The sequence below is a fragment of the Pantoea sp. GABEPS69 genome, assembly GCF_045780835.1.
Taxonomy (GTDB): domain Bacteria; phylum Pseudomonadota; class Gammaproteobacteria; order Enterobacterales; family Enterobacteriaceae; genus Pantoea; species Pantoea septica.
This window is the reverse complement of the sequence record NZ_CP118618.1, coordinates 1,242,093-1,266,493: the sequence shown is the minus strand read 5'-3', so window position 1 is coordinate 1,266,493 and position 24,401 is coordinate 1,242,093. Positions and strand designations below refer to the sequence as shown.

22 protein-coding genes are annotated in these 24,401 nt (G+C 58.6%); 3 read left to right on the top strand and 19 right to left on the bottom strand.

Going from position 1 to position 24,401, the window contains the following annotated elements; translation table 11 throughout:
• Positions 1 to 166: 166 nt before the first annotated feature.
• Positions 167 to 478, bottom strand: a complete 312-nt coding sequence (elaB, locus tag PVE98_RS06075) for a stress response protein ElaB (protein ID WP_033750444.1) — start codon at positions 476 to 478, stop codon at positions 167 to 169.
• A 272-nt stretch (positions 479 to 750) separates the two neighbouring features.
• On the opposite strand from elaB, the gene PVE98_RS06070 reads away from it, so the two are divergent.
• Entirely contained in the window at positions 751 to 2,409 is a 1,659-nt protein-coding gene (locus tag PVE98_RS06070) for a glucan biosynthesis protein (RefSeq protein ID WP_313619115.1), read from the top strand.
• A 35-nt stretch (positions 2,410 to 2,444) separates the two neighbouring features.
• On the opposite strand, the gene PVE98_RS06065 is transcribed toward PVE98_RS06070, so the two are convergent.
• The 15 genes from PVE98_RS06065 to lrhA all read right to left on the bottom strand — a co-directional run bounded on the left by PVE98_RS06065 (position 2,445) and on the right by lrhA (position 19,685).
• Positions 2,445 to 2,894 carry a GNAT family N-acetyltransferase gene (locus tag PVE98_RS06065; RefSeq protein ID WP_096073515.1) on the bottom strand — a complete coding sequence of 150 codons (450 nt, stop codon included), beginning with the start codon at positions 2,892 to 2,894 and terminating at the stop codon, positions 2,445 to 2,447.
• Between the two features lie 63 nt (positions 2,895 to 2,957).
• On the bottom strand, positions 2,958 to 4,415 hold the full coding sequence (gene nuoN, locus PVE98_RS06060; protein WP_033750453.1) for an NADH-quinone oxidoreductase subunit NuoN: 1,458 nt from the start codon (positions 4,413 to 4,415) through the stop codon (positions 2,958 to 2,960).
• A gap of 6 nt (positions 4,416 to 4,421) precedes the next feature.
• Positions 4,422 to 5,942 (bottom strand): NADH-quinone oxidoreductase subunit M, encoded by a 1,521-nt coding sequence (gene nuoM / locus PVE98_RS06055; protein ID WP_033750456.1) that lies wholly within the window; start codon positions 5,940 to 5,942, stop codon positions 4,422 to 4,424.
• Between the two features lie 212 nt (positions 5,943 to 6,154).
• The gene (gene nuoL, locus PVE98_RS06050; RefSeq protein WP_033750458.1) at positions 6,155 to 7,990 is read right to left on the bottom strand and encodes an NADH-quinone oxidoreductase subunit L; all 1,836 of its coding nucleotides are present in this window, start codon (positions 7,988 to 7,990) and stop codon (positions 6,155 to 6,157) included.
• Positions 7,987 to 8,289, bottom strand: coding sequence for an NADH-quinone oxidoreductase subunit NuoK (gene nuoK / locus PVE98_RS06045; RefSeq protein WP_003854236.1), 303 nt, complete (start codon positions 8,287 to 8,289; stop codon positions 7,987 to 7,989). Before nuoK ends, nuoL begins: the two co-directional genes overlap by 4 nt.
• The gene (nuoJ, locus tag PVE98_RS06040; protein WP_033750465.1) at positions 8,286 to 8,825 is read right to left on the bottom strand and encodes an NADH-quinone oxidoreductase subunit J; all 540 of its coding nucleotides are present in this window, start codon (positions 8,823 to 8,825) and stop codon (positions 8,286 to 8,288) included. Before nuoJ ends, nuoK begins: the two co-directional genes overlap by 4 nt.
• A 10-nt stretch (positions 8,826 to 8,835) precedes the next feature.
• The gene (nuoI, locus tag PVE98_RS06035) at positions 8,836 to 9,378 is read right to left on the bottom strand and encodes an NADH-quinone oxidoreductase subunit NuoI (protein WP_033750468.1); all 543 of its coding nucleotides are present in this window, start codon (positions 9,376 to 9,378) and stop codon (positions 8,836 to 8,838) included.
• A gap of 12 nt (positions 9,379 to 9,390) precedes the next feature.
• Complete coding sequence (gene nuoH / locus PVE98_RS06030; RefSeq protein ID WP_033750471.1) at positions 9,391 to 10,368, bottom strand: NADH-quinone oxidoreductase subunit NuoH; 978 nt, start codon at positions 10,366 to 10,368, stop codon at positions 9,391 to 9,393.
• Positions 10,365 to 13,088: an NADH-quinone oxidoreductase subunit NuoG gene (gene nuoG, locus PVE98_RS06025; RefSeq protein ID WP_313620756.1), complete on the bottom strand. Its 2,724-nt coding sequence runs from the start codon at positions 13,086 to 13,088 to the stop codon at positions 10,365 to 10,367. The genes nuoH and nuoG overlap by 4 nt, the downstream gene beginning before the upstream one ends.
• A 103-nt stretch (positions 13,089 to 13,191) precedes the next feature.
• On the bottom strand, positions 13,192 to 14,532 hold the full coding sequence (gene nuoF, locus PVE98_RS06020) for an NADH-quinone oxidoreductase subunit NuoF (RefSeq protein ID WP_187143684.1): 1,341 nt from the start codon (positions 14,530 to 14,532) through the stop codon (positions 13,192 to 13,194).
• 2 nt (positions 14,533 to 14,534) lie between these two features.
• Positions 14,535 to 15,050: an NADH-quinone oxidoreductase subunit NuoE gene (gene nuoE, locus PVE98_RS06015; protein WP_033750480.1), complete on the bottom strand. Its 516-nt coding sequence runs from the start codon at positions 15,048 to 15,050 to the stop codon at positions 14,535 to 14,537.
• A gap of 2 nt (positions 15,051 to 15,052) precedes the next feature.
• Positions 15,053 to 16,852, bottom strand: coding sequence for an NADH-quinone oxidoreductase subunit C/D (nuoC, locus tag PVE98_RS06010; RefSeq protein WP_033750485.1), 1,800 nt, complete (start codon positions 16,850 to 16,852; stop codon positions 15,053 to 15,055).
• A gap of 117 nt (positions 16,853 to 16,969) precedes the next feature.
• The gene (locus PVE98_RS06005; protein WP_033750488.1) at positions 16,970 to 17,647 is read right to left on the bottom strand and encodes an NADH-quinone oxidoreductase subunit B family protein; all 678 of its coding nucleotides are present in this window, start codon (positions 17,645 to 17,647) and stop codon (positions 16,970 to 16,972) included.
• A gap of 15 nt (positions 17,648 to 17,662) precedes the next feature.
• Positions 17,663 to 18,100, bottom strand: coding sequence for an NADH-quinone oxidoreductase subunit A (locus PVE98_RS06000; protein WP_033750490.1), 438 nt, complete (start codon positions 18,098 to 18,100; stop codon positions 17,663 to 17,665).
• A 661-nt stretch (positions 18,101 to 18,761) separates the two neighbouring features.
• Positions 18,762 to 19,685: a transcriptional regulator LrhA gene (lrhA, locus tag PVE98_RS05995; RefSeq protein ID WP_033750492.1), complete on the bottom strand. Its 924-nt coding sequence runs from the start codon at positions 19,683 to 19,685 to the stop codon at positions 18,762 to 18,764.
• Between the two features lie 960 nt (positions 19,686 to 20,645).
• Here lrhA and PVE98_RS05990 point away from each other — a divergent pair.
• Entirely contained in the window at positions 20,646 to 21,863 is a 1,218-nt protein-coding gene (locus tag PVE98_RS05990; RefSeq protein ID WP_096073518.1) for a pyridoxal phosphate-dependent aminotransferase, read from the top strand.
• 68 nt (positions 21,864 to 21,931) lie between these two features.
• Entirely contained in the window at positions 21,932 to 22,531 is a 600-nt protein-coding gene (yfbR, locus tag PVE98_RS05985) for a 5'-deoxynucleotidase (protein WP_033750499.1), read from the top strand.
• Positions 22,532 to 22,561: 30 nt separating this feature from the next.
• On the opposite strand, the gene PVE98_RS05980 is transcribed toward yfbR, so the two are convergent.
• From PVE98_RS05980 to yfbV, 3 genes are all read right to left on the bottom strand, one after another.
• A complete protein-coding gene (locus tag PVE98_RS05980; protein ID WP_096073519.1) occupies positions 22,562 to 23,221 on the bottom strand; it encodes a sugar phosphatase in 660 nt (219 codons plus the stop codon).
• Between the two features lie 12 nt (positions 23,222 to 23,233).
• Positions 23,234 to 23,728, bottom strand: coding sequence for a YfbU family protein (locus PVE98_RS05975; RefSeq protein WP_033750503.1), 495 nt, complete (start codon positions 23,726 to 23,728; stop codon positions 23,234 to 23,236).
• Between the two features lie 144 nt (positions 23,729 to 23,872).
• Positions 23,873 to 24,325 (bottom strand): terminus macrodomain insulation protein YfbV, encoded by a 453-nt coding sequence (gene yfbV / locus PVE98_RS05970; protein ID WP_033750506.1) that lies wholly within the window; start codon positions 24,323 to 24,325, stop codon positions 23,873 to 23,875.
• Positions 24,326 to 24,401: the final 76 nt, after the last annotated feature.

Here is a 24,401-nt window from a genome sequence, read left to right as displayed (position 1 = left end):
TTGTCATCTCCTTTTGTCCATCGATCTACTGTAGGAAGCGCGTTAAGTAAACTCAACACAATAGTGCGCATTTCGCGTCAGCGAGCAGTAAGGGGCAAAACAAGAAAAGAATGCGAGGAAGGGAAAAACAAACGGCGGGTCGCCCCGCCGTTTTGAGCAGCTCGTCTTAGCGACGCGCCAGCAGCAGGCCCAGCACCAGACCGGCGGCTGCGCCGATGCCGATACCCTGCCAGGGTTTCTCATGCACGTAGTCGTCGGCGCGGTAGGCGACGTTTTTCGCGCGATAGTAGTAGCTGTCGGAAGCCTGGCTTACGCGTGACTTCACATCTTCCAGCGCCTGCTCCGCTTTGGTTTTGAGCTCGATGTACTTCTGATCGGTCGGATCGCCTGACGACTTCAACACTTCTTCCAGCGTCTCGGTCAACAGCGCCAAATCATCATCCAGATTGGTGTCGAAAGCTTCTGTCTCTTTTACCATCATTTCCTCCGTGTCATTTACAAAGCAGTCTTTTAACTATAGCGGCAAAATCGCCGTTTGCAGGATGGTTTCACCAGGATTCCCCCGAGTTTCCCTTAGCGCGACCTCTGACGAAATCCCTCGGCCTTCTTGATTAATCTGATAAATTTAAGGCGGACTGAATTTTTCACCTGGCAGACTGTCGTACCCTGCTGTTATCTGCGCTTTTACATCACCTGCGCGCAGAGCAGGACAGTCACAACACACTCGAACGCTAAGGAATAATTTCTGGCATGAATCGAAGAATGTTTATGAAAGCGTCAATGGCCTTCTCCGCCGTCAGCGGCATGACCGGCCTGTCCACGCTGTTTGCGCAATCCGCCTGGGCAGAAGATGGCATTGCAGACGGTGCCGCCGTGCGCTTCGATTTCGATGTACTGAAAAAGAAAGCCGCCGCGCTGGCGAAGCAGCCCTGGGGTGGCGCGCCGGGCGCGCTGCCAGAGACGCTGGCGACGCTGACGCCGCAGGCGTACAACGAAATTCAGTACGACGCCGGTCACTCGCTGTGGAACAACATCCCCGATCGTCAGCTCGACGTGCAGTTTTTCCACGTCGGCATGGGTTTTAAGCGCCGCATCCGCATGTTCTCGGTCGACGCCGACAGCCGCGAAGCGCGCGAGATCCACTTCCGCCCGGAACTGTTCAACTACAACAACGCGAAGGTGGATACGCAGCAGCTGGTGGGCAAAAACGATCTCGGCTTCGCCGGCTTCCGCGCCTTTAAAAAACCTGAGCTGGCGCGCCGCGATATCGTCTCTTTCCTTGGCGCCAGCTATTTCCGCGCCGTGGACGACACTTATCAGTACGGCCTCTCCGCGCGCGGCGTGGCGGTCAATACCTTCAGCAACGGCGGCGAAGAGTTTCCTGACTTCACCGCATTCTGGTTCGAAACGCCGAAAGCAGACGACACCACCTTTGTCGCCTACGCCCTGCTGGACGGCGCCAGCATTACCGGTGCCTATAAGTTCACTATTCACTGCGAGGCGAACCGCGTAGTCATGGAGGTGGAGAACCATCTCTATGCGCGCAAAGAGATCCGCCAGCTCGGCATCGCGCCGATGACCAGTATGTTCAGCTGCGGCACCAACGAGCGCCGTATGTGCAACACCTATCATCCGCAGATCCACGACTCCGATCGCCTGGCGATGTGGAGCGGCAGCGGCGAGTGGATCGCGCGTCCGCTGAATAACCCGCAGAAGCTGCAGTTTAACGCCTATCAGGATGAGAACCCGCGCGGCTTCGGCCTGTTGCAGCTCAATCACGATTTCAAGGATTATCAGGATGTTATCGGCTGGTATGACAAGCGTCCCAGCCTGTGGGTCGAGCCGGTCGGCAAATGGGGCAAAGGCGCCATTAATCTGATGGAGATCCCCACCACCGGCGAAACGCTGGATAACATCGTCTGCTTCTGGCAGCCGTCCGAGCCGGTGAAGGGGGGCAGCGAGTTCAGCTTCTCCTACAAACTTTACTGGAGCGGCCTGCCGCCGGTGCGCAGCGGTCTCGCGCGCGTCGACGCCACCCGCACCGGCATCGGCGGCTTCCCAGAAGGCTGGGCGCCGGGCGAGCACTTCCCTGAGACGTGGTGCCGTCGCTTCGCCATCGATTTCGTCGGCGGCGATTTAAAAGCGGCCGCGCCGAAGGGCATCGAGCCGGTGATTACCCTGTCATCCGGCACCTTTAAGCAGGTGGAAATCCTCTACGTCGAGCCGATGAACGGCTATCGCATCCTGTTCGACTGGTATCCAGAGAGCGACGCCACTACGCCGGTTGAGATGCGTCTGTTCCTGCGCACGAAAGATGAAACCCTGAGCGAGACCTGGCTCTATCAGTATTTCCCGCCGCCGGCGGATCAGCGCAAATATGTTGATGACCGCCAGATGACGGTTGGCTAAAAGAGAAACGGCGAGCTTTTTAGCTCGCCGTTTTTTTATTTGCGCATATCAATATGCGGAATATTGTCTTCCAGATAGATCTCGCCGACCGCCTGAAAACCGAGGCGCCCATAGAAATCCTGCAGGTGCGCCTGCGCCGACAGATAAACCCCGCGCCCCGGCCAGTGCCTTTCGCAGCTGCGCAGCGCCTGCTCCATCAGCCGGTTGCCAAGATTGATTCCCCGCGCGCTGGCGGAGACGATCACGCGCCCAATCGCCACCGGGGCGGCCTCGTCCGCAGGCGTCAAAATACGCGCGTAGGCCACCAGCTCGTCGCCGCGCATCCCCAGAATATGGCGGTTATCCGCCACCAGATCCTGACCGTCGACGTCCAGATAGGGACAGGTCTGCTCCACAATGAACACTTCGCAGCGCAGCGCCAGCAGCGCATAAAGCTGCTGCGCGCTCAGTTCGCTATGATGTCTGTCCTGCCAGCTGATATCCATAGGCTCTCCTGAAGGCAAAAAAAATCAGGCCCGTGGGCCTGATTTCACAAGGGTAAACGCAGTTTACATCAGCGGCTGCGCCATCTGCACCAGCGTAATCAGCGGCTGCGGATAAACGCCGAGCAGCAGCACCAGAATCGCTGAAATCAGCACTACCACGCCGCCAGCGGTAAACGCCCAGTTGGCCGGGGTGTCGCGCGTATGCAGCTCCGGCGGACTGAGGTAGAGACTCACGGTCACGCGCAGATAGTAGTAGAGGCCGATGGCGCTGCCGACAACCACAGCCGCCGTCAGCCACCACAGCTTCGCGTTGACGCCGGAAGCGATCACGTAGAATTTGCCGATAAAGCCGAGCGTCATTGGAATGCCGGCCAGCGACAGCATCATCACCGTCATCACCGCCGACAGCACCGGACGGTGCCAGAACAGGCCGCGATAGGAGTAGAGCGAATCGGCGTCCGGGCCGCGGTACGGGCTGGACATCAAACTAACGACGCCAAACGCACCCAGGCTGCTGAACAGGTAGCCCGCCAGGTAAACGCCGGCGGTCTCCAGCGACAGCTGATGGGTTTTCACCGCGATCAGCGCCACCAGCAGATAGCCGAGGTGCGCAATCGAGGAGTAGCCCAGCAGACGTTTAATGTTGCTCTGCGAAATCGCCATCAGGTTGCCGAACAGAATCGACACGAAGGCGATCAGACCCAGCACCGTGCGCACGGCCTCGCTGTCGGTCAGCGGCGCGTACATAAACAGACGCATAATCACGCCGAAGATGGCGATCTTGCTGGCGGTGGCGAGGAAGGTCGACACCGGCGCAGGCGCGCCCTGATAGACGTCCGGGGTCCAGAGGTGGAACGGCACCAGCGACAGCTTAAAGCCGAGGCCGATAATCATCATGCCGAGACCCACCAGCAGCAGCGGCTGCTGAATCATGGCGTCGTTCAGGCTCTCTCCCAGCTTCACGAAGCTCAGACTGCCGGAATCGGCATAGATCAGCGCGATGCCGAACAGCAGGAAAGAGGAGGCGGCCGCCGACAGAATGGTATATTTCAGCGCCGCTTCCAGCGAACGTTTCTGGCGGAAGGCGTAGCCGATCATGCCGAACAGCGGCAGCGACAGCAGCTCGACGCCGATAAACAGCGATGCCAGATGATTGGCGCTCGCCAGCACGATGCCGCCCAGCGCCGCAATCAGCACCAGCAGATAGAACTCATCCTTGTTGTCCGGGAAACCGGCCAGCCAGGGATAGGCGAAGGTACAGGTCGCCAGGCTCGCCAGGATCACCAGCGCGGTGTAGAACACGGCGTAAGGATCGACCCGCAGCAGCGGCGTCACGTCCATGGCGCCCGCCTGCCCCACAAACCAGAGCGAAACCAGCGCCAGGTTGAGACCGATGACCGTCAGCGTGGCGTTAACAAAATGGTTGCGTCGCCAGGCAATGGACAGCATCACAACCACCACCGTCAATCCGACGATCAACAGCGGCAGCAACGCGATCAATTGTTGAAAAGTTATTGTCATGGCGAATTACGGCCTTGTAGTTGAAATTGAAGCGGTAAACCACTGCTGAATATTGCTCATGGCGGCATGGGACGTATCCAGAATCGGCTGCGGGTAAACGCCCAGCAGCACCAGCAGGACCACCAGCACCATAATCATCGTAAATTCACGCGGCGACATGCCGGGCAGCGGATCTTTCGACTTCGCTTCGCCGTAGTAGGCACGCTGCATCATGATCAGCGAGTAGACCGAGGCGAACACCAGGCCGAAGGTGGCGATAACGATAATCACCGGCACCACCTGGAAGCTGCCCGTCAGGATCATAAATTCGCCGGCGAAGTTACCGGTGCCTGGCATCCCCAGATTCGCGACCGCAAAGAAGAGCGACAGACCGGGAATCCACTTAATGCGCGACCAAAGACCGCCCATCTGACGCATATCGCGCGTATGCAGACGCTCATAGAGCTGACCGCACAGAATAAAGAGCGCGGCGGCGGAGAGGCCGTGCGCAATCATCTGCACCACTGCGCCCTGGAAGGCGAGCTGGCTGCCGGTGTAGATAGCGATCAGCACGAAGCCCATATGGGAGATCGAGGTGTAGGCGATCAGGCGTTTGATATCGGTCTGCGAGAAGGCCATCCAGGCGCCATAGAAGATGCCGATAATGCCCAGCCACATGGCGATCGGCGCAAACTCCGCCGAGGCGTTGGGGAACAGCGGCAGGCTAAAGCGCAGCAGGCCGTAAGCGGCGGTTTTTAGCAGGATGCCGGCGAGGTCAACCGAACCTGCAGTCGGCGCCTGGCTGTGGGCGTCCGGCAGCCAGCCATGCAGCGGCACCACCGGCATTTTTACCGCGAAGGCGATAAAGAAGCCCAGCATCAGCAGATATTCCACCGTATGCGACATCGGCGTTTTCAGCAGCTGCTCGTAGTTGAACGTCCAGACGCCGGTGGCGTTGTAGTGCACGAACACCAGCGCCAGAATGGCAATCAGCATCACCAGACCAGAAGACTGGGTATAGATGAAAAACTTGGTGGCGGCGGTGATACGGGTTTTACCGTCGGATGCCTTATGACCCCAGAGCGCGATGAGGAAGTACATCGGCACCAGCATCATCTCCCAGAAGAAGAAGAACAGGAACATATCGATCGCCAGGAAGACGCCGATGACGCCGCCCAGAATCCACATCAGGTTGAGATGGAAGAAGCCCTGATACTTCTCGATTTCGTTCCAGGAACAGAGCACCGCCATCAGGCCGAGCAGTCCGGTCAGCACCACCATCAGCAGCGACAGGCCATCCAGCGCCAGATGGAAATTAATGCCGAAACGCGGGATCCAGGAGGCGGAGAACTCCGACTGCCACTGCGGCATGCCTGCGGCCTGCGTCAGTGAATAGCCGCCCTGCAGCCAGAGCTGCAGCGAAATCGCCAGCGTCAGGCCCATGGTGATCAGGGCTATCCAGCGCGGCGTTTTCGCGCCGAGGCGCTCAGCCAGCCAGCAGAGCAAGCCGCCGACGAATGGAATGATTATTAGCCAAGGTAGTAGCACTGAAGTCTTTCCCTTTTTTCTGCCTGTTTTCGGGCTATCTTGCTTGTCATTTTTGCCTCCGGCAGTGCTCGCAATCCTCACGTACTTCAGTACGCTCCGGTTGCTGCGCGCTGGCGGTGCCAAAACTAACTGCGCCGATAACGCCCTCATATTGGGCAATTTTTAACATTCTTGACCTGGGGCGACTCGCCGAGCCGCCCCGCTCATCAACCTTACACCACCAGCATCAGCGCCAGCACTACTACGGCGCCTACGCTCATCGAGGCGACATACCAGCGCAGATAGCCGTTTTCGCTGACCACCAGACCTTTGTTGGCGATACGCGACACCAGCGCAGGCAGGTTCATCACCGCATTCAGCGGATCGCGCTGCAGCAGCCAGGCGATACCGAGATAGGGTTTGACGAACACTTTGTCATAGAGCCAGTCGAAGCCCCAGGCAGCGAACCACCAGGTGCCGAAGAAGCGGCCCGGCGCGCTGTTGGCGACGCGGTTGACCAGCTGACGTTTGCCCAGCCAGAGCGCGGCGGCGATCAGGATACCGACGACGGCGACCACGCCGGAGGCGATCTCCAGTCCGACCTTGCCCGCTTCGCCGGTTTCGCTGTGCGGCAGCACGCCCGCCAGCGGCGGCGTGATCAGCGCGCCGACGAAGGTCGACAGCACCAGCAGCACGATCAGCGGCAGATGATGAGTAATCCCTTTGCCCGCATGCGCGTGGATCTTCTCTTCGCCGTGGAACACGATGAAGATCATGCGGAAGGTATAAATCGAGGTCAGGAAGGCCCCCACCAGGCCAGCCATCATCAGATTGATGTGGCCGTTCGCCAGCGCGCCAAACAAGATTTCATCTTTACTGTAGAAGCCTGCGGTAATCAGCGGCAGCGCAGCCAGCGCGGCGCCGCCCACCAGGAAGCAGGCGTAAACCAGCGGAATGCTCTTACGCAGGCCGCCCATTTTAAAGATGTTCTGCTCGTGATGGCAGGCGAGGATCACCGAACCTGAAGAGAGGAACAGCAGCGCTTTAAAGAAGGCGTGCGTCATCAGGTGGAAAATCGCCGCGTCCCACGCCTGCACGCCGAGCGCCAGGAACATGTAGCCGATCTGGCTCATGGTCGAGTAGGCCAGCACGCGTTTGATGTCGGTCTGCACCAGCGCAGCGAAGCCCGCCAGCACCAGCGTAATGGCACCAACGATGCCGACCAGATGCAGCACGTCCGGCGTCAGCAGGAACAGGCCGTGGCTGCGGGCGATCAGGTAGACGCCCGCGGTTACCATGGTCGCGGCGTGGATCAGCGCCGACACCGGCGTCGGACCGGCCATCGCGTCCGCCAGCCAGGTTTGCAGCGGCAGCTGCGCCGATTTACCCACCGCGCCGCCCAGCAGCATCAGCGTCGCCCACTGCAGCATATGGTTGTCCGCCGCAAAGTGCTGCGGTGCCAGCTCCATCATCTCGCGGAAGTTGAGCGTGCCCAGTTCGTTGTAGAGGATAAACAGCGCAAAGGCGAGAAAGACGTCGCCGACGCGGGTGATGATAAAGGCCTTCATCGCCGCTTTGCCGTTTTCCGGGTTGCTGTAGTAGAAGCCGATCAGCAGATAGGAGCAGAGCCCCACCCCTTCCCAGCCGAGATACATCAGCATCAGGTTGTCGGCCAGCACCAGCACCACCATGCTCGCGATGAACAGGTTGGTGTAGGCAAAGAAGCGGGAGTAGCCCTCTTCGCCGCGCATATACCAGGAGGCGAACATATGGATCAGGAAGCCGACGCCGGTCACCACCGACAGCATGGTGAGCGACAGCCCGTCGAGCGTCAGATTGACTTTAATGTCGAAGTTGCCGACCTGCATCCAGGTCCAGAGCGCCTGGTTAAAGGGCTGCTGGCCATTGGCGAAAAAGTCGATGCCGACATAGAGCGTCACCAGCGCCGCCAGGCCCACCGAGCCCATACCGATCGCGGCCGACAGGTTCTCCGACCAGCGACCACGGGAAAACGCCAACAGCAGGAAGCCGATTAGCGGAAACAGGATTGTTAAGTAGAGAAGATTCATCCGCGCATCTCGCTCACAGTATCAATGTTCAGCGTCTGACGACGACGATAGAGCTGGAGCAGCAGCGCCAGGCCGATGCTGGCTTCCGCCGCCGCAAGGCTGATCGCCAGGATATACATCACCTGCCCATCCGCCTGTCCCCAGTAGCTGCCTGCGACGACCAGCGCCAGCGCGGCCGCGTTGATCATAATTTCAAGGCCGATCAGCATAAACAGCAGGTTGCGGCGTATCACCAGTGATGTCAGTCCAAGGACAAACAGCACGGCGGCAAGAATTAAGCCGTGTTGTAACGGGATCATGCGTGCTCCTCCTTATTGGCGTCGCGGTTGCTCAGCACTTCGCCCTGGCGCTCTTCGCGTCCGACGTGGAACGCCACCACCAGACCCGCCAGCAGCAGCATAGAGGCGAGTTCTACCGCCAGAACGTAAGGACCGAACAGGCTGATGCCTACCGCTTTGGCGTCGATGACCGTGCCGTCTATGCCCTGATCGTTGGCGGTCAGAATGGCGTACACCATTACCACCAGCAGCAGCAGCGAGACGATGCCGGGACCAATCCACAGCGAGGGCTGCAGCCAGTCGCGCTCCTGCTTCACCGTGGCGTTGCCCAGGTTGAGCATCATCACAACGAAGACGAACAGCACCATAATGGCGCCGGCGTAAACGATGATCTCCAGCGCGCCGGCGAAATAGGCGCCGAGGGAAAAGAAGACGCCCGCAACGGAGAGCAGCGACACGATCAGGTACAGCAGCGCATGTACCGGATTGGTGTGGGTAATGACGCGCAGCGTCGTCAGCACCGCCACCAGTCCGCAAAGATAAAACGCAATTTCCATGCCGGGCTCCTTAAGGTAACAAGCCTTTGACGTCGATGGGTTTGGCTTCGTTTTCGGCGTCGCCCTTCTCTTTCCCTTCGATCGCCATACCTGCCATGCGGTAGAAGTTGTACTCGGGATATTTGCCCGGACCGGAGATCAGCAGATCCTCTTTTTCATACACCAGATCCTGGCGCTTGAATTCGCCCAGCTCGAAATCGGGCGTCAGCTGAATCGCGGTGGTCGGGCACGCCTCTTCGCACATTCCGCAGAAGATGCAGCGCGAGAAGTTGATGCGGAAGAATTCCGGGTACCAGCGGCCATCTTTGGTCTCTGCTTTCTGCAGCGAGATGCAGCTAACCGGACAGGCCACCGCGCAGAGGTTACAGGCGACGCAGCGCTCTTCGCCGTCGGGATCGCGCGTCAGCACGATGCGACCGCGATAGCGCGGCGGCAGATAAACCGGCTCTTCGGGATACATCTGCGTTTCGCGTTTGGCGAAGGCATGCATGCCGATCATCCAGATACTGCGCACTGTCGTGCCGAAGCCAACGACAATATCTTTTAAAGTCATCTCAAAAACCCCTTACTGCGCGTTGTACAGAATCACTGCGGCGGTCGCCAGCAGGTTCAACAGCGTCAACGGCAGACAGACTTTCCAGCCGAACGACAGCACCTGGTCATAGCGTGGACGCGGAAGCGCAGCACGAATCAGGATAAACATCACCATAAAGAACGCCGTTTTCAGGGCGAACCAGATGAACGGCGGCAGGAACGGGCCCTGCCAGCCGCCGAAGAACAGCGTCACAATCAGCGCCGAGACGGTGGTGATAGCCACATACTCGCCGACGAAGAACAGGCCGAACTTCATACCGGCATATTCGATGTGATAGCCGTCCGCCAGCTCCTGCTCCGCTTCCGGCTGATCGAACGGATGGCGGTGACACACCGCCACGCCCGCGATACAGAAGGTCAGGAAGCCAAAGAACTGCGGGATGATGTTCCACAGATGCGCCTGGCTCTCGACGATAGCGGTCATATTGAATGAGCCCGCCTGTGCCACTACGCCCATCAGCGACAGGCCGAGAAACACTTCGTAGCTCAGCGTCTGCGCGGAAGCGCGCATCGCGCCCAGCAGCGAGTATTTGTTGTTGCTCGACCAGCCGGCGAACAGCACCGCGTACACCGCGAGACCCGCCATCATCAGGAAGAAGAGCAGCCCGATGTTGAGGTCGGTCACCATCCAGCTCGGCGATACCGGCACGATGGCGAACGCAAGCAGCAGGGAAACAAACGCGATTACCGGCGCCAGGGTAAAGATAAAGCGGTCGGTAAAAGGCGGAACCCAGTCCTCTTTAAAGAACATTTTGATCATATCCGCGGCGAGCTGCAGCGAACCGCCCCAGCCCACGCGGTTCGGCCCGTAGCGGTTCTGCCACAGACCGAGCAGGCGACGTTCGGCGAAGCTCATAAAGGCGCCGCACGCCACCACGACCAGCAGAATGACGATCGCTTTGACCACGGTCAGAATGATGTCGATAACGTCCGGTGTTAACCAGCTCATTGCGCCGCCTCCTGCAGTTTGTCAATGTGCGCGCCCACCAGGAACGGCGGCACGCCCGGCATACCCAGCGGCAGGCCAATCTGGCCCGGCTGCAGCGCGCTGGAGATGCGCACCGGCAGACGCAGGGTTTCGCCCGAACAGGTGAACTCCACGGCTGCGCCTGCGTTCACGCCCAGCTTCGCCGCGTCCTGCGGGTTGATCACCAGCATCGGCTGCGGCATACGTTTCTGGAAGACCGGCGAACGCTGAGACATCTCCTCGCTGCCAAACAGCTGGTAGCAAGGCGCCACGCGCCACTGTTCGCCGCCGACGAATGCGGTCGGCACCTCAGTGAACCACGGCAGCGACGCGTCGCCCGCCTCAAACAGACGTACGCCGGGATCGCCGTTGCGCAGCTTGCCGCCCACTTCGGCCTGGAATTTGTTCCACGCCTGCGGGGAGTTCCAGCCTGGCGCCCAGGCGAACGGAATTTGCGAACGCGGCGCGCTCGGCTGGTTGTTGCCTTCCATCGAGAAGGCGAACATGGTGTCCCTGTCCTGCGGCTGACGCGGCTCGTGCACGTTGATATTGGCGCGCGCGGCGGTACGTCCGCTGGAGCGAATCGGCGAGCGAGCCAGTTTCTGTCCGCGAATGCGGAAGCTGGCGTCCGGCGCCGCCTCTTTAATGCCCTTCAGCTGCGGCAGCTTCGCCACGACAGCGTCGATAACGTGATCGAGCTGCGTCCAGTCGATATGACGGCTTTCCAGCGCGCTGTGCAGCGAGTGCAGCCAGCGCCAGCTCTCCAGCATTACGATGCTGTGGTCGTAGTAGGCGGGATCGTAAACCTGGAAGAAGCGCTGCGCGCGGCCTTCATGGTTGATCGAGGTGCCGTCGCTTTCGGCGAAGCTGGCGGTAGAGAGCACCAGGCCCGCTTTCTCCAGCGTCGCGGTGCGCTGATGGTCGACCACAATCACGTTGCTGGCGTTAGCCAGCGCGGCATCCACCAGCGCCTTCGGCGCGTGACGGTAGAGATCGTTCTCCAGCACCACCACCGTATCCGCTTCGCCGCTGCGCAGCTGTTCCAGCGCGCTGTCGAGCGTGTTGCCGCCCATCAGGCCCAGACCCATGCTGTTCGCCGCGCCAGCCAGCAGCGTAATGCCGACGTCCGCGCCGCGCGCTTTCAACGCTTTGGCGACGTTCGCCGCCGCTTCGATCATCGCCGTGCTGCCCGAATGGGTGCCGGAAATAATCAGCGGTTTTCTCGCGCCGGCCAGCGCCTGCACCACGACGTCCAGCTTGCCGTTCAGGCTGCTGTCGAAGTCGCTTACCGCAGGCGCGCTCTCATCCAGCGCGCTGGCGATGGCGAAGCCGAGACGCGCCTGATCTTCCACCGGCGCGCGATAGCTCCACGCGGCGATATCGTCGAGGCGGGTTTCGTCGACGTTAGTCACGAACAGCGGATGTTTCGCGTGCTGACCGATATTCATAATTGCGGCGATCTGCCAGTCGGCGACTTTCTGCGCCGCGGCCATTTCGCGCGCTTTGCCTTTCACCGCCTGACGCACCGAGAGCGCCACGCGCGCGCCGACCTGAGTGAGATCTTCGCCCAGTACCAGCACCGCATCGTAGCTTTCCATTTCGCGCAGCGACGGCGTATAGATGCCGCTTTCGCGCAGCACTTTCAGCATCAGCTCAAGGCGCGCCTGCTCGCCCGCCGGCATGCCGGTCGAGAAGTTTTCCGCGCCCACCAGCTCGCGCAGCGCGAAGTTGCTCTCAACGCTGGCGCGCGGAGAGCCGATGCCGATCACGCGTTTCGCCTGACGCAAAACGTCAGCCGCCGCGTTGACCGCCTGTTCCGCATTCAGCTGGACCCAGTCGTTGCCGCGCAGCAGCGCGGGGTGACGAGGACGATCCGCGCGGTTGACGTAGCCGTAGCCGAAACGGCCGCGGTCGCAAAGGAAGTAGTGGTTAACCGTGCCGTTGTAGCGGTTTTCGATACGGCGCAGTTCGCCGTAGCGCTCACCTGGGCTGGTGTTACAGCCGACGCTGCACTGCTGGCAGATGCTCGGCGCGAACTGCATATCCCATTTACGGTTATAGCGTTCGGAGTGGGTTTTGTCGGTGAAGACGCCGGTCGGGCAGATTTCCACCAGGTTGCCGGAGAATTCGCTCTCCAGCGTGCCCTCTTCCGGACGGCCGAAGTAGACGTTGTCGTGCGCGCCGTAGACGCCCAGATCTTTGCCGTCGGCGTAATCTTTGTAGTAGCGCACGCAGCGGTAGCAGGCGATACAGCGGTTCATCTCGTGAGAGATAAACGGGCCGAGATCCTGATTCTGGTGGGTGCGTTTCGTAAAGCGGTAGCGGCGGAAGCTATGGCCGGTCATCACCGTCATATCCTGCAGGTGACAGTTGCCGCCCTCTTCGCACACCGGACAGTCGTGCGGGTGGTTGGTCATCAGCCACTCCACCACGCTTTCGCGAAACTCTTTCGCTTCGCCGTCGTCAATGGAGATAAAGGTGCCGTCGGAGGCCGGCGTCATGCAGGACATGACGAGACGGCCGCGGGTATCCTCGGCGTTCTGGAATTGCTTCACCGCGCACTGGCGGCAAGCCCCAACGCTTCCCAGCGCCGGATGCCAGCAAAAATAAGGAATATCAAGGCCCAGAGAGAGACACGCCTGCAGCAGGTTGTCCGCTCCGTTCACATCATATTCTTTACCGTCTACATGGATTGTAGCCATAGTGAACATGCTTCCGTAAGGCTCGTCAGAGACGAGCGTTAATCATATTCTCGCCCCGGTTGTGGGGCTGCGGCGCAGAGCCGGTTCCGTGTGCTGCGGCGAATTACCAGCGTGCTTTCAGCAGGTTAGGCTGAATACCGCCAATCGCGCGCGTATTGCCGAAGACCTGCGGCGCCATGCCGGCTTCAAACTCTTCACGGAAATATTTAATCGCGCTCTGCAGCGGTTCCACCGCGCCAGGCGCGTGGGCGCAAAAGGTTTTGCCCGGACCGAGCTGGCGGCAAAGCTGTAGCAGGGTTTCGATATCGCCCGGCTGACCTTTGCCCTGCTCCAGCGCGCGCAGGATCTTCACGCTCCACGGCAGGCCGTCGCGGCACGGCGTACACCAGCCGCAGGATTCGCGCGCGAAGAACTCTTCCAGGTTGCGCACCAGCGACACCATATTGATCTCGTGGTCGACCGCCATCGCCAGCGCCGTGCCGAGACGACTGCCCGCTTTACCGATGCTGGCGAACTCCATCGGCAGATCGAGGTGCTGCTCGGTAAGGAAGTCGGTGCCCGCGCCGCCTGGCTGCCAGGCTTTGAAGCGCAGGCCGTCGCGCATGCCGCCGGCGTAATCTTCCAGAATCTCGCGCGCGGTAATGCCGAACGGCAGTTCCCACACGCCTGGATTTTTCACGCGGCCGGAAAAGCCCATCATCTTGGTGCCGGCATCTTCGCTTTTCGACAGGCCTTTGTACCACTCGACGCCGTTGGCGAGGATCGCCGGCACGTTAGAGAGCGTTTCCACGTTATTGACGCAGGTCGGCTTGCCCCACGCGCCCGCGCTTGCCGGGAATGGCGGCTTGGAGCGCGGGTTAGCGCGACGCCCTTCCAGCGAGTTGATCAGCGCCGTCTCTTCGCCGCAGATGTAGCGGCCCGCGCCAGTGTGCACGATCAGCTCGAAATCGAAGCCGGTGCCGAGAATGTTCTTGCCGAGAAAGCCCGCTTCGGTCGCTTCGGCGATAGCACGACGCAGATTTACCGCCGCCTCGATATATTCGCCGCGCAGGAAGATATAGCCGCGATAGGCCTTCAGGGCGAAGGCGCTGATCAGCATGCCTTCCACCAGCTGGTGCGGCATCTGCTCCATCAGGAGGCGGTCTTTATAGGTGCCCGGCTCCATCTCATCGGCGTTACACAGCAGGTAACGGATGTTCATGGATTCATCTTTCGGCATCAGGCTCCACTTCAGACCCGTGGAGAAGCCTGCGCCGCCGCGCCCTTTCAGGCCGGAATCTTTCACTGCCGCGACAATTTCGTCCGGCGCCATGCCGTTCAGCGCCTTTTCCGCGCCGGCATAGCCGTTTTTGCTGCGGTATTCTTCGAACCAGACCGGCTGCTTGTCATCGCGCATGCGCCAGGTCAGCGGGTGCGTTTCCGCAGTACGAATGATCTGTTTGATGGTCATTGATACTGCTCCAGTAGCGAGGCGATGCCTTCCGGCGTCAGATGAACGTGCGTATCTTCATCCACCATCATGGTCGGGCCTTTGTCGCAGTTGCCCAGGCAGCAGGTCGGCAGCAGCGTAAAGCGGCCGTCCGCCGTGGTCTGGCCGGGCTTGATGTTCAGATTCTGCTCCAGCGCCGCCTGAATGCCCTGGTAACCGGTGATGTGACACACTACGCTGTCGCAATAGCGGATAACGTGACGACCGACAGGCTGGCGGAAAATCTGGCTGTAGAACGTGGCGACGCCTTCGACGTCGCTGGCCGGAATGCCCAGCACCTCGGCGATGGCGTTAATGGCGCCGTCCGGCACCCAGCCGCGCTGCTTCTGCACGATCTTCAGCGCTTCAATCGACGCCGCGCGCGCATCTTCATAGTGGTGTTTCTCGTGCTCGATGGCGTGATGCTCTTCCGCGCTCAGCACGAAGACCTCGTTCGGGTCGATCGTATGAATGGCAATTTTTTGATCGTGCATAATTAGCGGTCCACGTCTGACATAACAAAATCGATACTACCGAGGTAAACGATCAGGTCGGATACCAGGCTGCCGCGGATCACCGACGGGATCTGCTGCAGGTGCGGGAAGCTCGGCGTACGCACGCGGGTGCGGTAGCTCATGGTGCTGCCGTCGCTGGTCAGGTAGTAGCTGTTGATTCCTTTGGTCGCCTCGATCATCTGGAATGATTCGTTGGCTGGCATTACCGGGCCCCATGAAACCTGCAGGAAGTGCGTGATCAGCGTTTCGATATGCTGCAGCGTACGCTCTTTCGGCGGCGGCGTGGTCAGCGGATGATCGGCTTTAAACGGACCCTCTGGCATATTGTTCAGGCACTGCTCGAGAATACGCAGCGACTGCCACATCTCTTCCATCTTCAGTTGTACGCGCGTGTAGGCGTCGCTGATGCCCGCGCCGACCGGGATCTCGAAGTCGAAGTTTTCGTAGCCTGAGTAGGGACGCCATTTGCGCACGTCGAAATCGAGACCGGTGGCGCGCAGCGCGGCGCCGGTAGTGCCCCATGCCAGCGCCTCATCCATATTGTAGGCGGCGACGCCTTTGGAACGGCCGACCAGCACGCTGTTGCGCAGCGCTGCCTTGTCATACTCTTTCAGGCGCTTCGGCATCCAGTCGAGGAAGTCGCGCAGCAGGCGCTCCCAGCCCTTCGGCAGATCGTGCGCCACGCCACCGATGCGGAACCAGGCCGGGTGCATGCGGAAGCCGGTAATGGCTTCGACCACGTCATAGATCTTCTGGCGATCGGTAAAGGCGAAGAACACCGGCGTCATCGCGCCAACGTCCTGAATAAAGGTCGAGATATAGAGCAGATGGCTGTTGATGCGGAACAGCTCGGAAAGCATTACGCGAATGACGTTGACGCGATCTGGCACCACGATGCCTGCCAGCTTTTCTACCGCCAGTACGTAAGGCATTTCATTGACGCAGCCGCCAAGATACTCGACGCGGTCGGTATAGGGGATGTAGCTGTGCCATGACTGGCGCTCGCCCATCTTCTCCGCGCCGCGATGGTGGTAGCCGATATCCGGCACGCAGTCAACGATCTCTTCGCCGTCCAGCTGCAGGATGATGCGGAAGGCACCGTGCGCCGACGGGTGGTTCGGTCCCAGGTTGAGGAACATAAAGTCCTCGCTGGTGGTGCTGCGCTTCATGCCCCACTCTTCCGGCTTGAAGGTCAGCGCCTCCATCTCCAGATCTTCTTTTTGTTTGGTCAGCGTGAAGGGATCGAACTCGGTGGCGCGCGCCGGGTAGTCTTTACGCAGCGGATGACCTTCCCAGGTCTGCGGCATCATGATGCGCGTCAGGTGCGGGTGGCCATCAAAAGTGACGCCGAACATCTCCCAGGTTTCGCGCTCGTACCAGTTGGCGTTCGGGAAGATTTTCGTCAGCGTCGGCAGATGAAGGTCGTTCTCCGACAGCGCCACCTTGAGCATGATGTCGCGGTTACGCTCGATCGACAGAAAATGATAGAAAACGGAAAAATCCGCGGCGGGCAGACCGGCGCGGTGGGTACGCAAACGTTCATCCATGCCATGCAGGTCATAGAGCATGATGTACGGCTTAGGCAGCTTGCGCAGGAAGGTCACGATCTCCAGCAGCTGCTCGCGCTTCACCCAGACCACGGGAATGCCCGTGCGGGTTGGCTGAACGGTAAAGGCATCCGGCCCAAAACGGTTACGCAGCTCGCCGATCACCGGGTCATCCAGGTGATCCCGGGTTTGCCATGCAGGCTGAGCGAGATCGTGCGTGGTTAAATCTGTCATACGTTACTCACCATTCCGGCCTGTCGCCAGGCACTCAAAAGAAGGCGTCAGGATGGGGCCGCGCATTAAATTGTGATGTTTTGCCGCGGGTGTGGAATCCATCCATGTACGGTGTTCTTACACTTCGTCAGGCGTGCGAAGATTGGTAACAGCGATGCGCTCGCCGCGTTTTCTCTCACGTTCCGACTGCATATTGGCGCGATAAACGCCCTGATCGCCGACGACCCACGACAGCGGGCGACGCTCTTTGCCGATCGACTCGCGCAGCAGCAGCAGCGCCTGCATATAGGCTTCCGGGCGCGGCGGGCAGCCGGGAATGTAGACGTCAACCGGCAAAAACTTATCGACGCCCTGCACCACAGAGTAGATGTCGTACATGCCGCCGGAGTTAGCGCAGGCGCCCATCGAGATCACCCACTTCGGCTCCAGCATCTGGTCATAGAGACGCTGAATTACCGGCGCCATTTTGGTGAAAGGCGTACCGGCGATCACCATAAAGTCCGCCTGACGCGGCGAGGCGCGCATCACTTCCGCGCCGAAACGCGCGACGTCGTGCACGGCGGTAAAGGAGGTGGTCATCTCTACGTAGCAGCAGGACAAACCAAAGTTATAGGGCCACAGAGAGTTCTTACGGCCCCAGTTCACCATGTCATGCAGGGCATGCTCGAGCTTGCCCATGTAGACGCTGCGATGAACGTGCTGCTCAAGGGGATCGGCAACGATCTCCTGTTTTTGCAGAGGATAACGGTCGTTCTCACCACCGTTGGGGTCTATGCGGGTGAGCGTATAGTCCATCAGATTGCCTCGCTTTTACTGCTTATGAGGGTTGGTGTGACCGATCGGGCTGGATTTGACCACCACGCGACGACGTGCAGGCGCCCAGTCCAGCGCGCCGATACGCACCAGATAGACCAGCCCCGCCAGGAGCACCAAAATGAAAATTGCGGCTTCGACAAAGCCGACCCAGCCGCTTTCGCGGATTGAGGTCGCCCATGCGTATAAAAAGAGCGCTTCTACGTCGAAGATGACGAAGAACATCGCGACGAGGTAGAACTTCGCCGAGAGGCGGATATGGGTGTCGCCCACAGATTCGATACCGGATTCGAACGGCGTCTCTTTATGACGCGCGCGGGCGCGGCCGCCTAAGAGCCATCCTCCGGTAAGCATAAAGGCGCAAAGGCCGAAAGCGATAATGACAAATATGATAAACGCCCAGTGATGAGCGACGACTTCGGTGGCTGTTGACATACTCTTTGCTTACTCATCAAAAGTGGCGATGGCATCCTGCGCGGGTCACTTGCAGCAAACGCACCACATCGATTCAAGGGAAGGAAAAAAACCTTATAAATTATGCTGTCATTATCAATTAGGCAGCAATTTTATGGGGTCTTTTACTCCTTTCTATAACCTTTTGTCAACTTTGACAAAAGTATCCAAACATTATTTTACACGCGCATCAAAATTTTAACATATGATGCGCGCGTTGCCAGCTAAATCGCTTCAGTCTGTATGGTCTTTTAGAATGTAGCGTGAATTCAAATGCATGGATCGTGCATTTATCCAACGTATTCTGGCAGGCTTTAGCGCTTTTTCCTTCCCCTTGTCAGGGGTATTTTTTTGATCCAGGACACAAAACTGGCCTTTTTGTCCTTTTTTTCAGCAAATGTCGCTCAAATACGGAACAGAGTTTTCACATCTTCAGACAAAGAATTTCATCTTTACCCTGATCGAAATGGCGTTTTAGTTTGTTAATGCAGGAAAAGCGCTTGAGGGCGGACATGGCGAGACAACGGCCTTTTAGGCGGATAAAAAAAGCCCTTCGATGCAAAAGCATAACGAAGGGCTTTTTTATTACAGTTTTAACAACTGGCAGGCGGAACAAACAGGAACGGGCAATCGTCTCTGCCGGTTACTCTTCATCATCCAGCAACAGCGTCCCATCTGGGTTGGCGCTCAGATTGTAGGGATCGTTGGTGGACTGCATGGCGTTGAAGATCGCCAGCGCCAGTTCGTTATCGCTGTCAGCATTACGGCACAGCAGGTACTGCGTATCCGGCAGCACTGGCAGCCCTTCCGCCGCGCCCATGACGCGCAGTTCCGGACTCATCATCTCCACCGGACGTGCCGTCACGCCAAGGCCCGCTTTGACCGCGGCGCGTACCGCAGCCAGCGTAGAGGCGACGTAGGAGATACGCCACGGAATGCCCGCTTCGTTAAGGTGATCGATCGCCATGTCGCGGTACGGACTCGGTTCGTCCAGCAGCACCAGAGGAATCGCTTCGCCGCGCTGAAAGATATAATCCGCCGCGCAGTACCACAGCGTCGGCGACGTACGCAGCACCTGATGGGTAAAGCTGCCGGGGCTTGAGGTGGTCACAACCAGATCGACCTCGCCCTGGTTCAGCATCTCCATCATAAAGGGATTGCGTTTTACGCGGACGTCGATCGCCAGCTTCGGATAGACCGATGTCACGCGGTTAAGCAGGAACGGCAGGATGGTGTCGGAGGTATCATCTGAAGCGCCGATGGTCAGCACGCCCTGGATGTTGCTGTACATCAGCGATGTGCAGGCCTCGTCGTTGAAACGCAAGATTTTCCTGGCGTAGCCTAAAAGCTGAATACCGTGCTCAGTTAATAATTTATTACGTCCATGTCTGGCAAACAGCTCTTTACCTACCAATTGCTCCAGACGCTGCATCTGCTGGCTGACGGCCGACTGGGTTCGGCATACAGCGGCAGCCGCCGCCGCAAACGTGTTCAGGTCAGCAACGGCAACAAACGTTCTCAGCAGATCGAGGTCGAGATTCAGTATCGGACGATTTGCATTAGTCATGTTTTCTTCACTTATAAGATTTTTAAAAAACTACTACCCTGGTGTTATTACGCTACTTATCAAAGAGATAAGTGGTAATGATGCTCATTGCCGGTCCTGTGTGAGACCGTCAAAGAAATTCGTGTCAGGCGTATACCGACAAACGCGCATCCCGAAAAAGCGGGAAAGCAGCGTTGAGTAGACAGAAACAACTTCTGGACCGACAGCGCGGGAGCGCAATTGCAGGAAGCTGCGTTGGTGTCTAGGGTTCCGTACCTAAAGCGGACGGAAAAAGCCAGCTACGGGATTATGAATTGCGTAGCAGCTAAATGCGACAAATAATAAATTATACTTAATCATTTTTAACTTCAAAATGGAAATGATTTTGTGAAAAGCATCGTAATTTTTGACCAGATCGCATTTCAGGCCCATCCTGGCACACCACTGCACAATTTTTAACCGCCCTCTTTCTGAAAGTCGAGATAAAGTGCGAAGATACGCCTTAAATACCTTTTATCAGGTATGGATTGGCCCTTTCGCGCAGGGAACTTTTCCGGCTATTTACAGGCGTTAAGGCGACCTGACGGGCGCGATCGCTTCCCGGTTGGCTTATCCTGCTAACAAGCCGGGAGGTTTTATGAACATTCATATAAAATAGCTTAACTATTTCCCTGTTCATCTAATTGCCTCAGCGCTCATATTTTAGCCGGAAACTTCGCCATTGCTTCTCTGCGCGACGGACAGCGCCGTTTACAGTCAAAATCGTACGGGCCAGAGAAAAATATCGTTCATGGACTAAAAATCAGTTTTTGTAACCAGTTAATTGCAAACAAATTATGCTTTACCCCATGACTGCCGCAAAAAGATGGCAAAGACGCCAAAACCTGCCGCCGCCCTTCTTTTGTCGCATTGAGGAGAGTACATTGTGCTGGTTTGATTTCTGCGGCAGTAAAAGGATTCTGCCCATAAAGGCGATTAAAAATGACTTTTCAAATTGATAAATCCGGCAAGCTGGAAAACGTCTGTTACGACATTCGCGGGCCGGTACTTAAAGAGGCTAAACGTCTCGAAGAAGAAGGTAACAAAGTTCTTAAGCTCAATATCGGCAACCCCGCGCCTTTCGGTTTCGAAGCGCCGGATGAAATTTTGGTCGATGTTATTCGCAACCTGCCGAGCGCGCAGGGTTACTGCGATTCAAAAGGGCTCTACTCGGCGCGTAAAGCCATTATGCAGCACTACCAGGCGCGCAATATCCGTGATGTCACGGTCGAAGACATCTACATCGGCAACGGCGTTTCCGAACTGATCGTGCAGGCGATGCAGGCGCTGCTGAACAGCGGCGACGAGATGCTGGTGCCCGCGCCCGACTATCCGCTCTGGACGGCGGCGGTGTCGCTCTCCAGCGGCAAAGCGGTACACTATCTGTGCGACGAATCGTCCGACTGGTTCCCGGATCTCGACGATATTCGCAGCAAAATCACGCCGCGCACCCGCGGCATCGTGATTATTAACCCGAACAATCCCACCGGCGCGGTCTACAGCAAAGAGCTGCTGCTGGAGATCGTCGAGATCGCGCGTCAGCATAACCTGATCATTTTCGCCGACGAAATCTACGACAAGATCCTTTACGACGCCTCGCAGCACCATTCGATCGCCGCGCTGGCGCCCGATCTGCTGACCGTGACCTTTAACGGCCTCTCGAAAACTTACCGCGTAGCCGGTTTTCGTCAGGGCTGGATGGTGCTTAACGGGCCGAAGAAACATGCGAAAGGCTATATCGAAGGGCTGGAGATGCTGGCCTCGATGCGCCTGTGCGCCAACGTGCCGGCGCAGCATGCGATCCAGACCGCGCTGGGCGGCTATCAGAGCATCAGCGAATTCATCGCGCCGGGCGGCCGTCTCTACGAGCAGCGCCAGCGCGCCTGGGAGCTGATCAACGATATTCCCGGCGTCAGCTGCGTGAAGCCGAACGGCGCGCTCTATATGTTCCCGCGCATCGATGCGAAGAAGTTCAACATTCACGACGACCAGAAAATGGTGCTGGACTTCCTGCTGCAGGAAAAGGTGCTGCTGGTGCAGGGCTCCGCCTTTAACTGGCCATGGCCCGACCATGTGCGTATCGTTACCCTGCCGCGCGTCGACGATCTGGAGATGGCGATCGGCAAGTTCGACCGTTTCCTGCAAGGCTATCGCCAGTAAAACCCGCCGCGTATACTGACAGCATTTGGGGAAGCGCGACGCTTCCCCCGTTGCTGACAGGATAACGCATGACCCGAAGCCACTTTTTCGCCCATCTCTCCCGCCTTAAACTGATCAACCGCTGGCCGCTGATGCGCAACGTGCGCACCGAAAACGTGTCGGAGCACAGCCTGCAGGTCGCGATGGTGGCGCATGCGCTCGCCGTGATCAAAAACAAAAAATTCAGCGGCGCGCTTAACGCCGATCGCATCGCGATGCTGGCGCTTTATCACGACGCCAGCGAAGTGCTCACGGGCGATCTGCCGACGCCGGTGAAGTATTACAACGCGCAAATCGCCCATGAGTATAAAAAGATTGAGAAGATCGCCCAGCAGAAGCTGATCGAGATGCTGCCGGAAGAGCTGCAGGAGGAGTACCGTCCGCTTCTTGACGAGCATCAGCACAGCGAAGAGGAGCAGTCGGTGGTGAAGCAGGCGGACGCGCTCTGCGCCTACCTGAAGTGCCTTGAGGAGCTCTCGGCCGGCAATAACGAGTTTCTGCTGGCCAAGGCGCGTCTGGAGAAAACGCTGCAGCAGCGTCGCACGCCGGAAATGGACTATTTCGTCGAGGTGTTTATTCCCAGTTTTAGCCTCTCGCTGGATGAGATCTCGCAGGATTCCCCGCTGTAAACCGGCGGCGTTTCGCGCCGCCGGTTGCGCTCAGCTTTGCAGATGCAGAGAGAAGCCGCCTTCGGCCTGCGGCGTGACCCGCAACGAGGCCAGCGAATTAAGCTGCATCAGGGTTTCGCCGAGGCGCGGCGTATCGGCGGGCGGGTTGATCGCGATCACGGCGCAGCCGGCGTCCAGTCCAGAGAGAATGCCGGCAGGTGCGTCTTCGACCACCACGCACTTTTCCGCCGCCAGCCCCAGTTTTTCCGCGCCCAGCAGATAGGGATCCGGCGCGGGCTTGCCCTTCTCCACCTGTTCGGCCGTGATAAATACCGACGGCAGCGGCAGCCCGGCGGCCTTATGGCGCGCGTGCGCCACCGGCACCGAGCCGGAGGTCACGATAGCCCAGGGGATCTGCAGCGCGTTTAAGCGCGTCAGCAGCGCGTGCGCGCCCGGCAGCGCCCGCACGCCGTCGGTGTCCTGCGCTTCGTTTTGCTCCAGCGCGCGAAACTCCGCCTGAATCGCCGCTTCCGGCTGGCCCGCCATAAAATGGCGCAGCGAGGCGATCGCCTGCTTGCCGTGAATAAAACTCAGGATCTCCTCGGACGCGATGCCGTGCCGCGCGCCCCAGCTGCTCCACGCACGCTCTACCGCTGGCAGCGAGTCCACCAGCGTGCCATCCAGATCAAACAAAAAACCGCTATAGGTCACAAGACGCTCCCGTCAGGCGTTAATAATCTGCGCGATTTCCGTCGCGCTGAGATGATATTGACGCGGACAAGTGTGCCACACCGCCAGCATACGTCGATACTTTTCCCACATCGGCGTCTGCGCATTGAAGCCGTGCGTGCCGGAATCAAAGTGGGTATAGCGCCCTTCGGTATTGACCATAAAGCGCACGTAGCCGAGGTAGCGCGCTTCCGTGGCGGCATCAAAGCCGAGGAAAGCGAGACGACGTTCGTCCAGCGAGGATTTATCGCCAAGATTCGACCAGGAGACGTGCAGCGCATGGTGCATCTCCATAATGTCGATAATGGTGCGGCAGGTCTCTTCCGTCAGTTCGCCGAACTCTTTATCCAGCTCGCGCATCTGCAGCCCGTAGCCGCGCTCGATAATGGTCTGATAACGGCGATAGCGCTCGGCGTTGTCCGGCTCCAGCATGGCCATCATTTTGTACTGGTTAGAGAGAATCAGACGCTGCGCGTGGGTCATTTCCATCGTAGGCTCCTGGGCCGACAGGCCGCTCAAGTATTAGACGGAAAATAGTGGCATAAGGCGGGTGATGCGGGTATGCCCGCATCACTTTTCTTTGATTTGGACCCGGTTGAGCGACAAATTCTCTCTGCGGGAAAAAGGCGGTGATCAAAGATCGTCGAGGAAGGTGCGATCCAGCTGCTTAAATGCCCGCTTTAACAGGTCGGCCAGCGCCTGATAGGTCGGCTTGCCCTCGACCGGCGCAATCGCCTGACCCGCTTCTTCCAGGCGGGCGCGCACTTCATGGAACCAGTGCAGCAGCGTAGGCGGCAGCGGCGTTACCGAGCGTTTGCCCAGCCACCACAGCCCCTGCATCGGCAGACTGCAGGCGAAGAGCGCGGTCGCGACTGCCGGGCCCAGCTGCCCGCCAAGCGCGATCTGCCAGCTCAGCGTGAACACCGCCAGCGGCGGCATAAAGCGGATGGCGAAACGGGTTACGCTCGAGACGCGGTTTTCAGGAAAGATCGGCGCGAGGCGTTTGTCATTCGGCCAGGTCTTCATATAGTGCTGACCGTTTTGAAAAATACGGAACCAGCCAGTATTGCCAGAATCATTCGCCATGGCGGACCTCAACTAAAACTGCAAAAAATAAAATTATTTTATATCTACACAACTTTACGTGACATCCTTCAAAATT

What these genes read in the sequence shown, in the direction of transcription:
- elaB (WP_033750444.1), bottom strand. Translation starts at nt 478, where the DNA reads ATGGTAAAAGAGACAGAAGCTTTCGACACCAATCTGGATGATGATTTG.
- PVE98_RS06070 (WP_313619115.1), top strand. Translation starts at nt 751, where the DNA reads ATGAATCGAAGAATGTTTATGAAAGCGTCAATGGCCTTCTCCGCCGTC.
- PVE98_RS06065 (WP_096073515.1), bottom strand. Translation starts at nt 2,894, where the DNA reads ATGGATATCAGCTGGCAGGACAGACATCATAGCGAACTGAGCGCGCAG.
- nuoN (WP_033750453.1), bottom strand. Translation starts at nt 4,415, where the DNA reads ATGACAATAACTTTTCAACAATTGATCGCGTTGCTGCCGCTGTTGATC.
- nuoL (WP_033750458.1), bottom strand. Translation starts at nt 7,990, where the DNA reads ATGAATCTTCTCTACTTAACAATCCTGTTTCCGCTAATCGGCTTCCTG.
- nuoK (WP_003854236.1), bottom strand. Translation starts at nt 8,289, where the DNA reads ATGATCCCGTTACAACACGGCTTAATTCTTGCCGCCGTGCTGTTTGTC.
- nuoJ (WP_033750465.1), bottom strand. Translation starts at nt 8,825, where the DNA reads ATGGAAATTGCGTTTTATCTTTGCGGACTGGTGGCGGTGCTGACGACG.
- nuoI (WP_033750468.1), bottom strand. Translation starts at nt 9,378, where the DNA reads ATGACTTTAAAAGATATTGTCGTTGGCTTCGGCACGACAGTGCGCAGT.
- nuoH (WP_033750471.1), bottom strand. Translation starts at nt 10,368, where the DNA reads ATGAGCTGGTTAACACCGGACGTTATCGACATCATTCTGACCGTGGTC.
- nuoG (WP_313620756.1), bottom strand. Translation starts at nt 13,088, where the DNA reads ATGGCTACAATCCATGTAGACGGTAAAGAATATGATGTGAACGGAGCG.
- nuoE (WP_033750480.1), bottom strand. Translation starts at nt 15,050, where the DNA reads ATGCACGATCAAAAAATTGCCATTCATACGATCGACCCGAACGAGGTC.
- nuoC (WP_033750485.1), bottom strand. Translation starts at nt 16,852, where the DNA reads ATGACAGATTTAACCACGCACGATCTCGCTCAGCCTGCATGGCAAACC.
- PVE98_RS06005 (WP_033750488.1), bottom strand. Translation starts at nt 17,647, where the DNA reads ATGGACTATACGCTCACCCGCATAGACCCCAACGGTGGTGAGAACGAC.
- PVE98_RS06000 (WP_033750490.1), bottom strand. Translation starts at nt 18,100, where the DNA reads ATGTCAACAGCCACCGAAGTCGTCGCTCATCACTGGGCGTTTATCATA.
- lrhA (WP_033750492.1), bottom strand. Translation starts at nt 19,685, where the DNA reads ATGACTAATGCAAATCGTCCGATACTGAATCTCGACCTCGATCTGCTG.
- PVE98_RS05990 (WP_096073518.1), top strand. Translation starts at nt 20,646, where the DNA reads ATGACTTTTCAAATTGATAAATCCGGCAAGCTGGAAAACGTCTGTTAC.
- yfbR (WP_033750499.1), top strand. Translation starts at nt 21,932, where the DNA reads ATGACCCGAAGCCACTTTTTCGCCCATCTCTCCCGCCTTAAACTGATC.
- PVE98_RS05975 (WP_033750503.1), bottom strand. Translation starts at nt 23,728, where the DNA reads ATGGAAATGACCCACGCGCAGCGTCTGATTCTCTCTAACCAGTACAAA.
- yfbV (WP_033750506.1), bottom strand. Translation starts at nt 24,325, where the DNA reads ATGGCGAATGATTCTGGCAATACTGGCTGGTTCCGTATTTTTCAAAAC.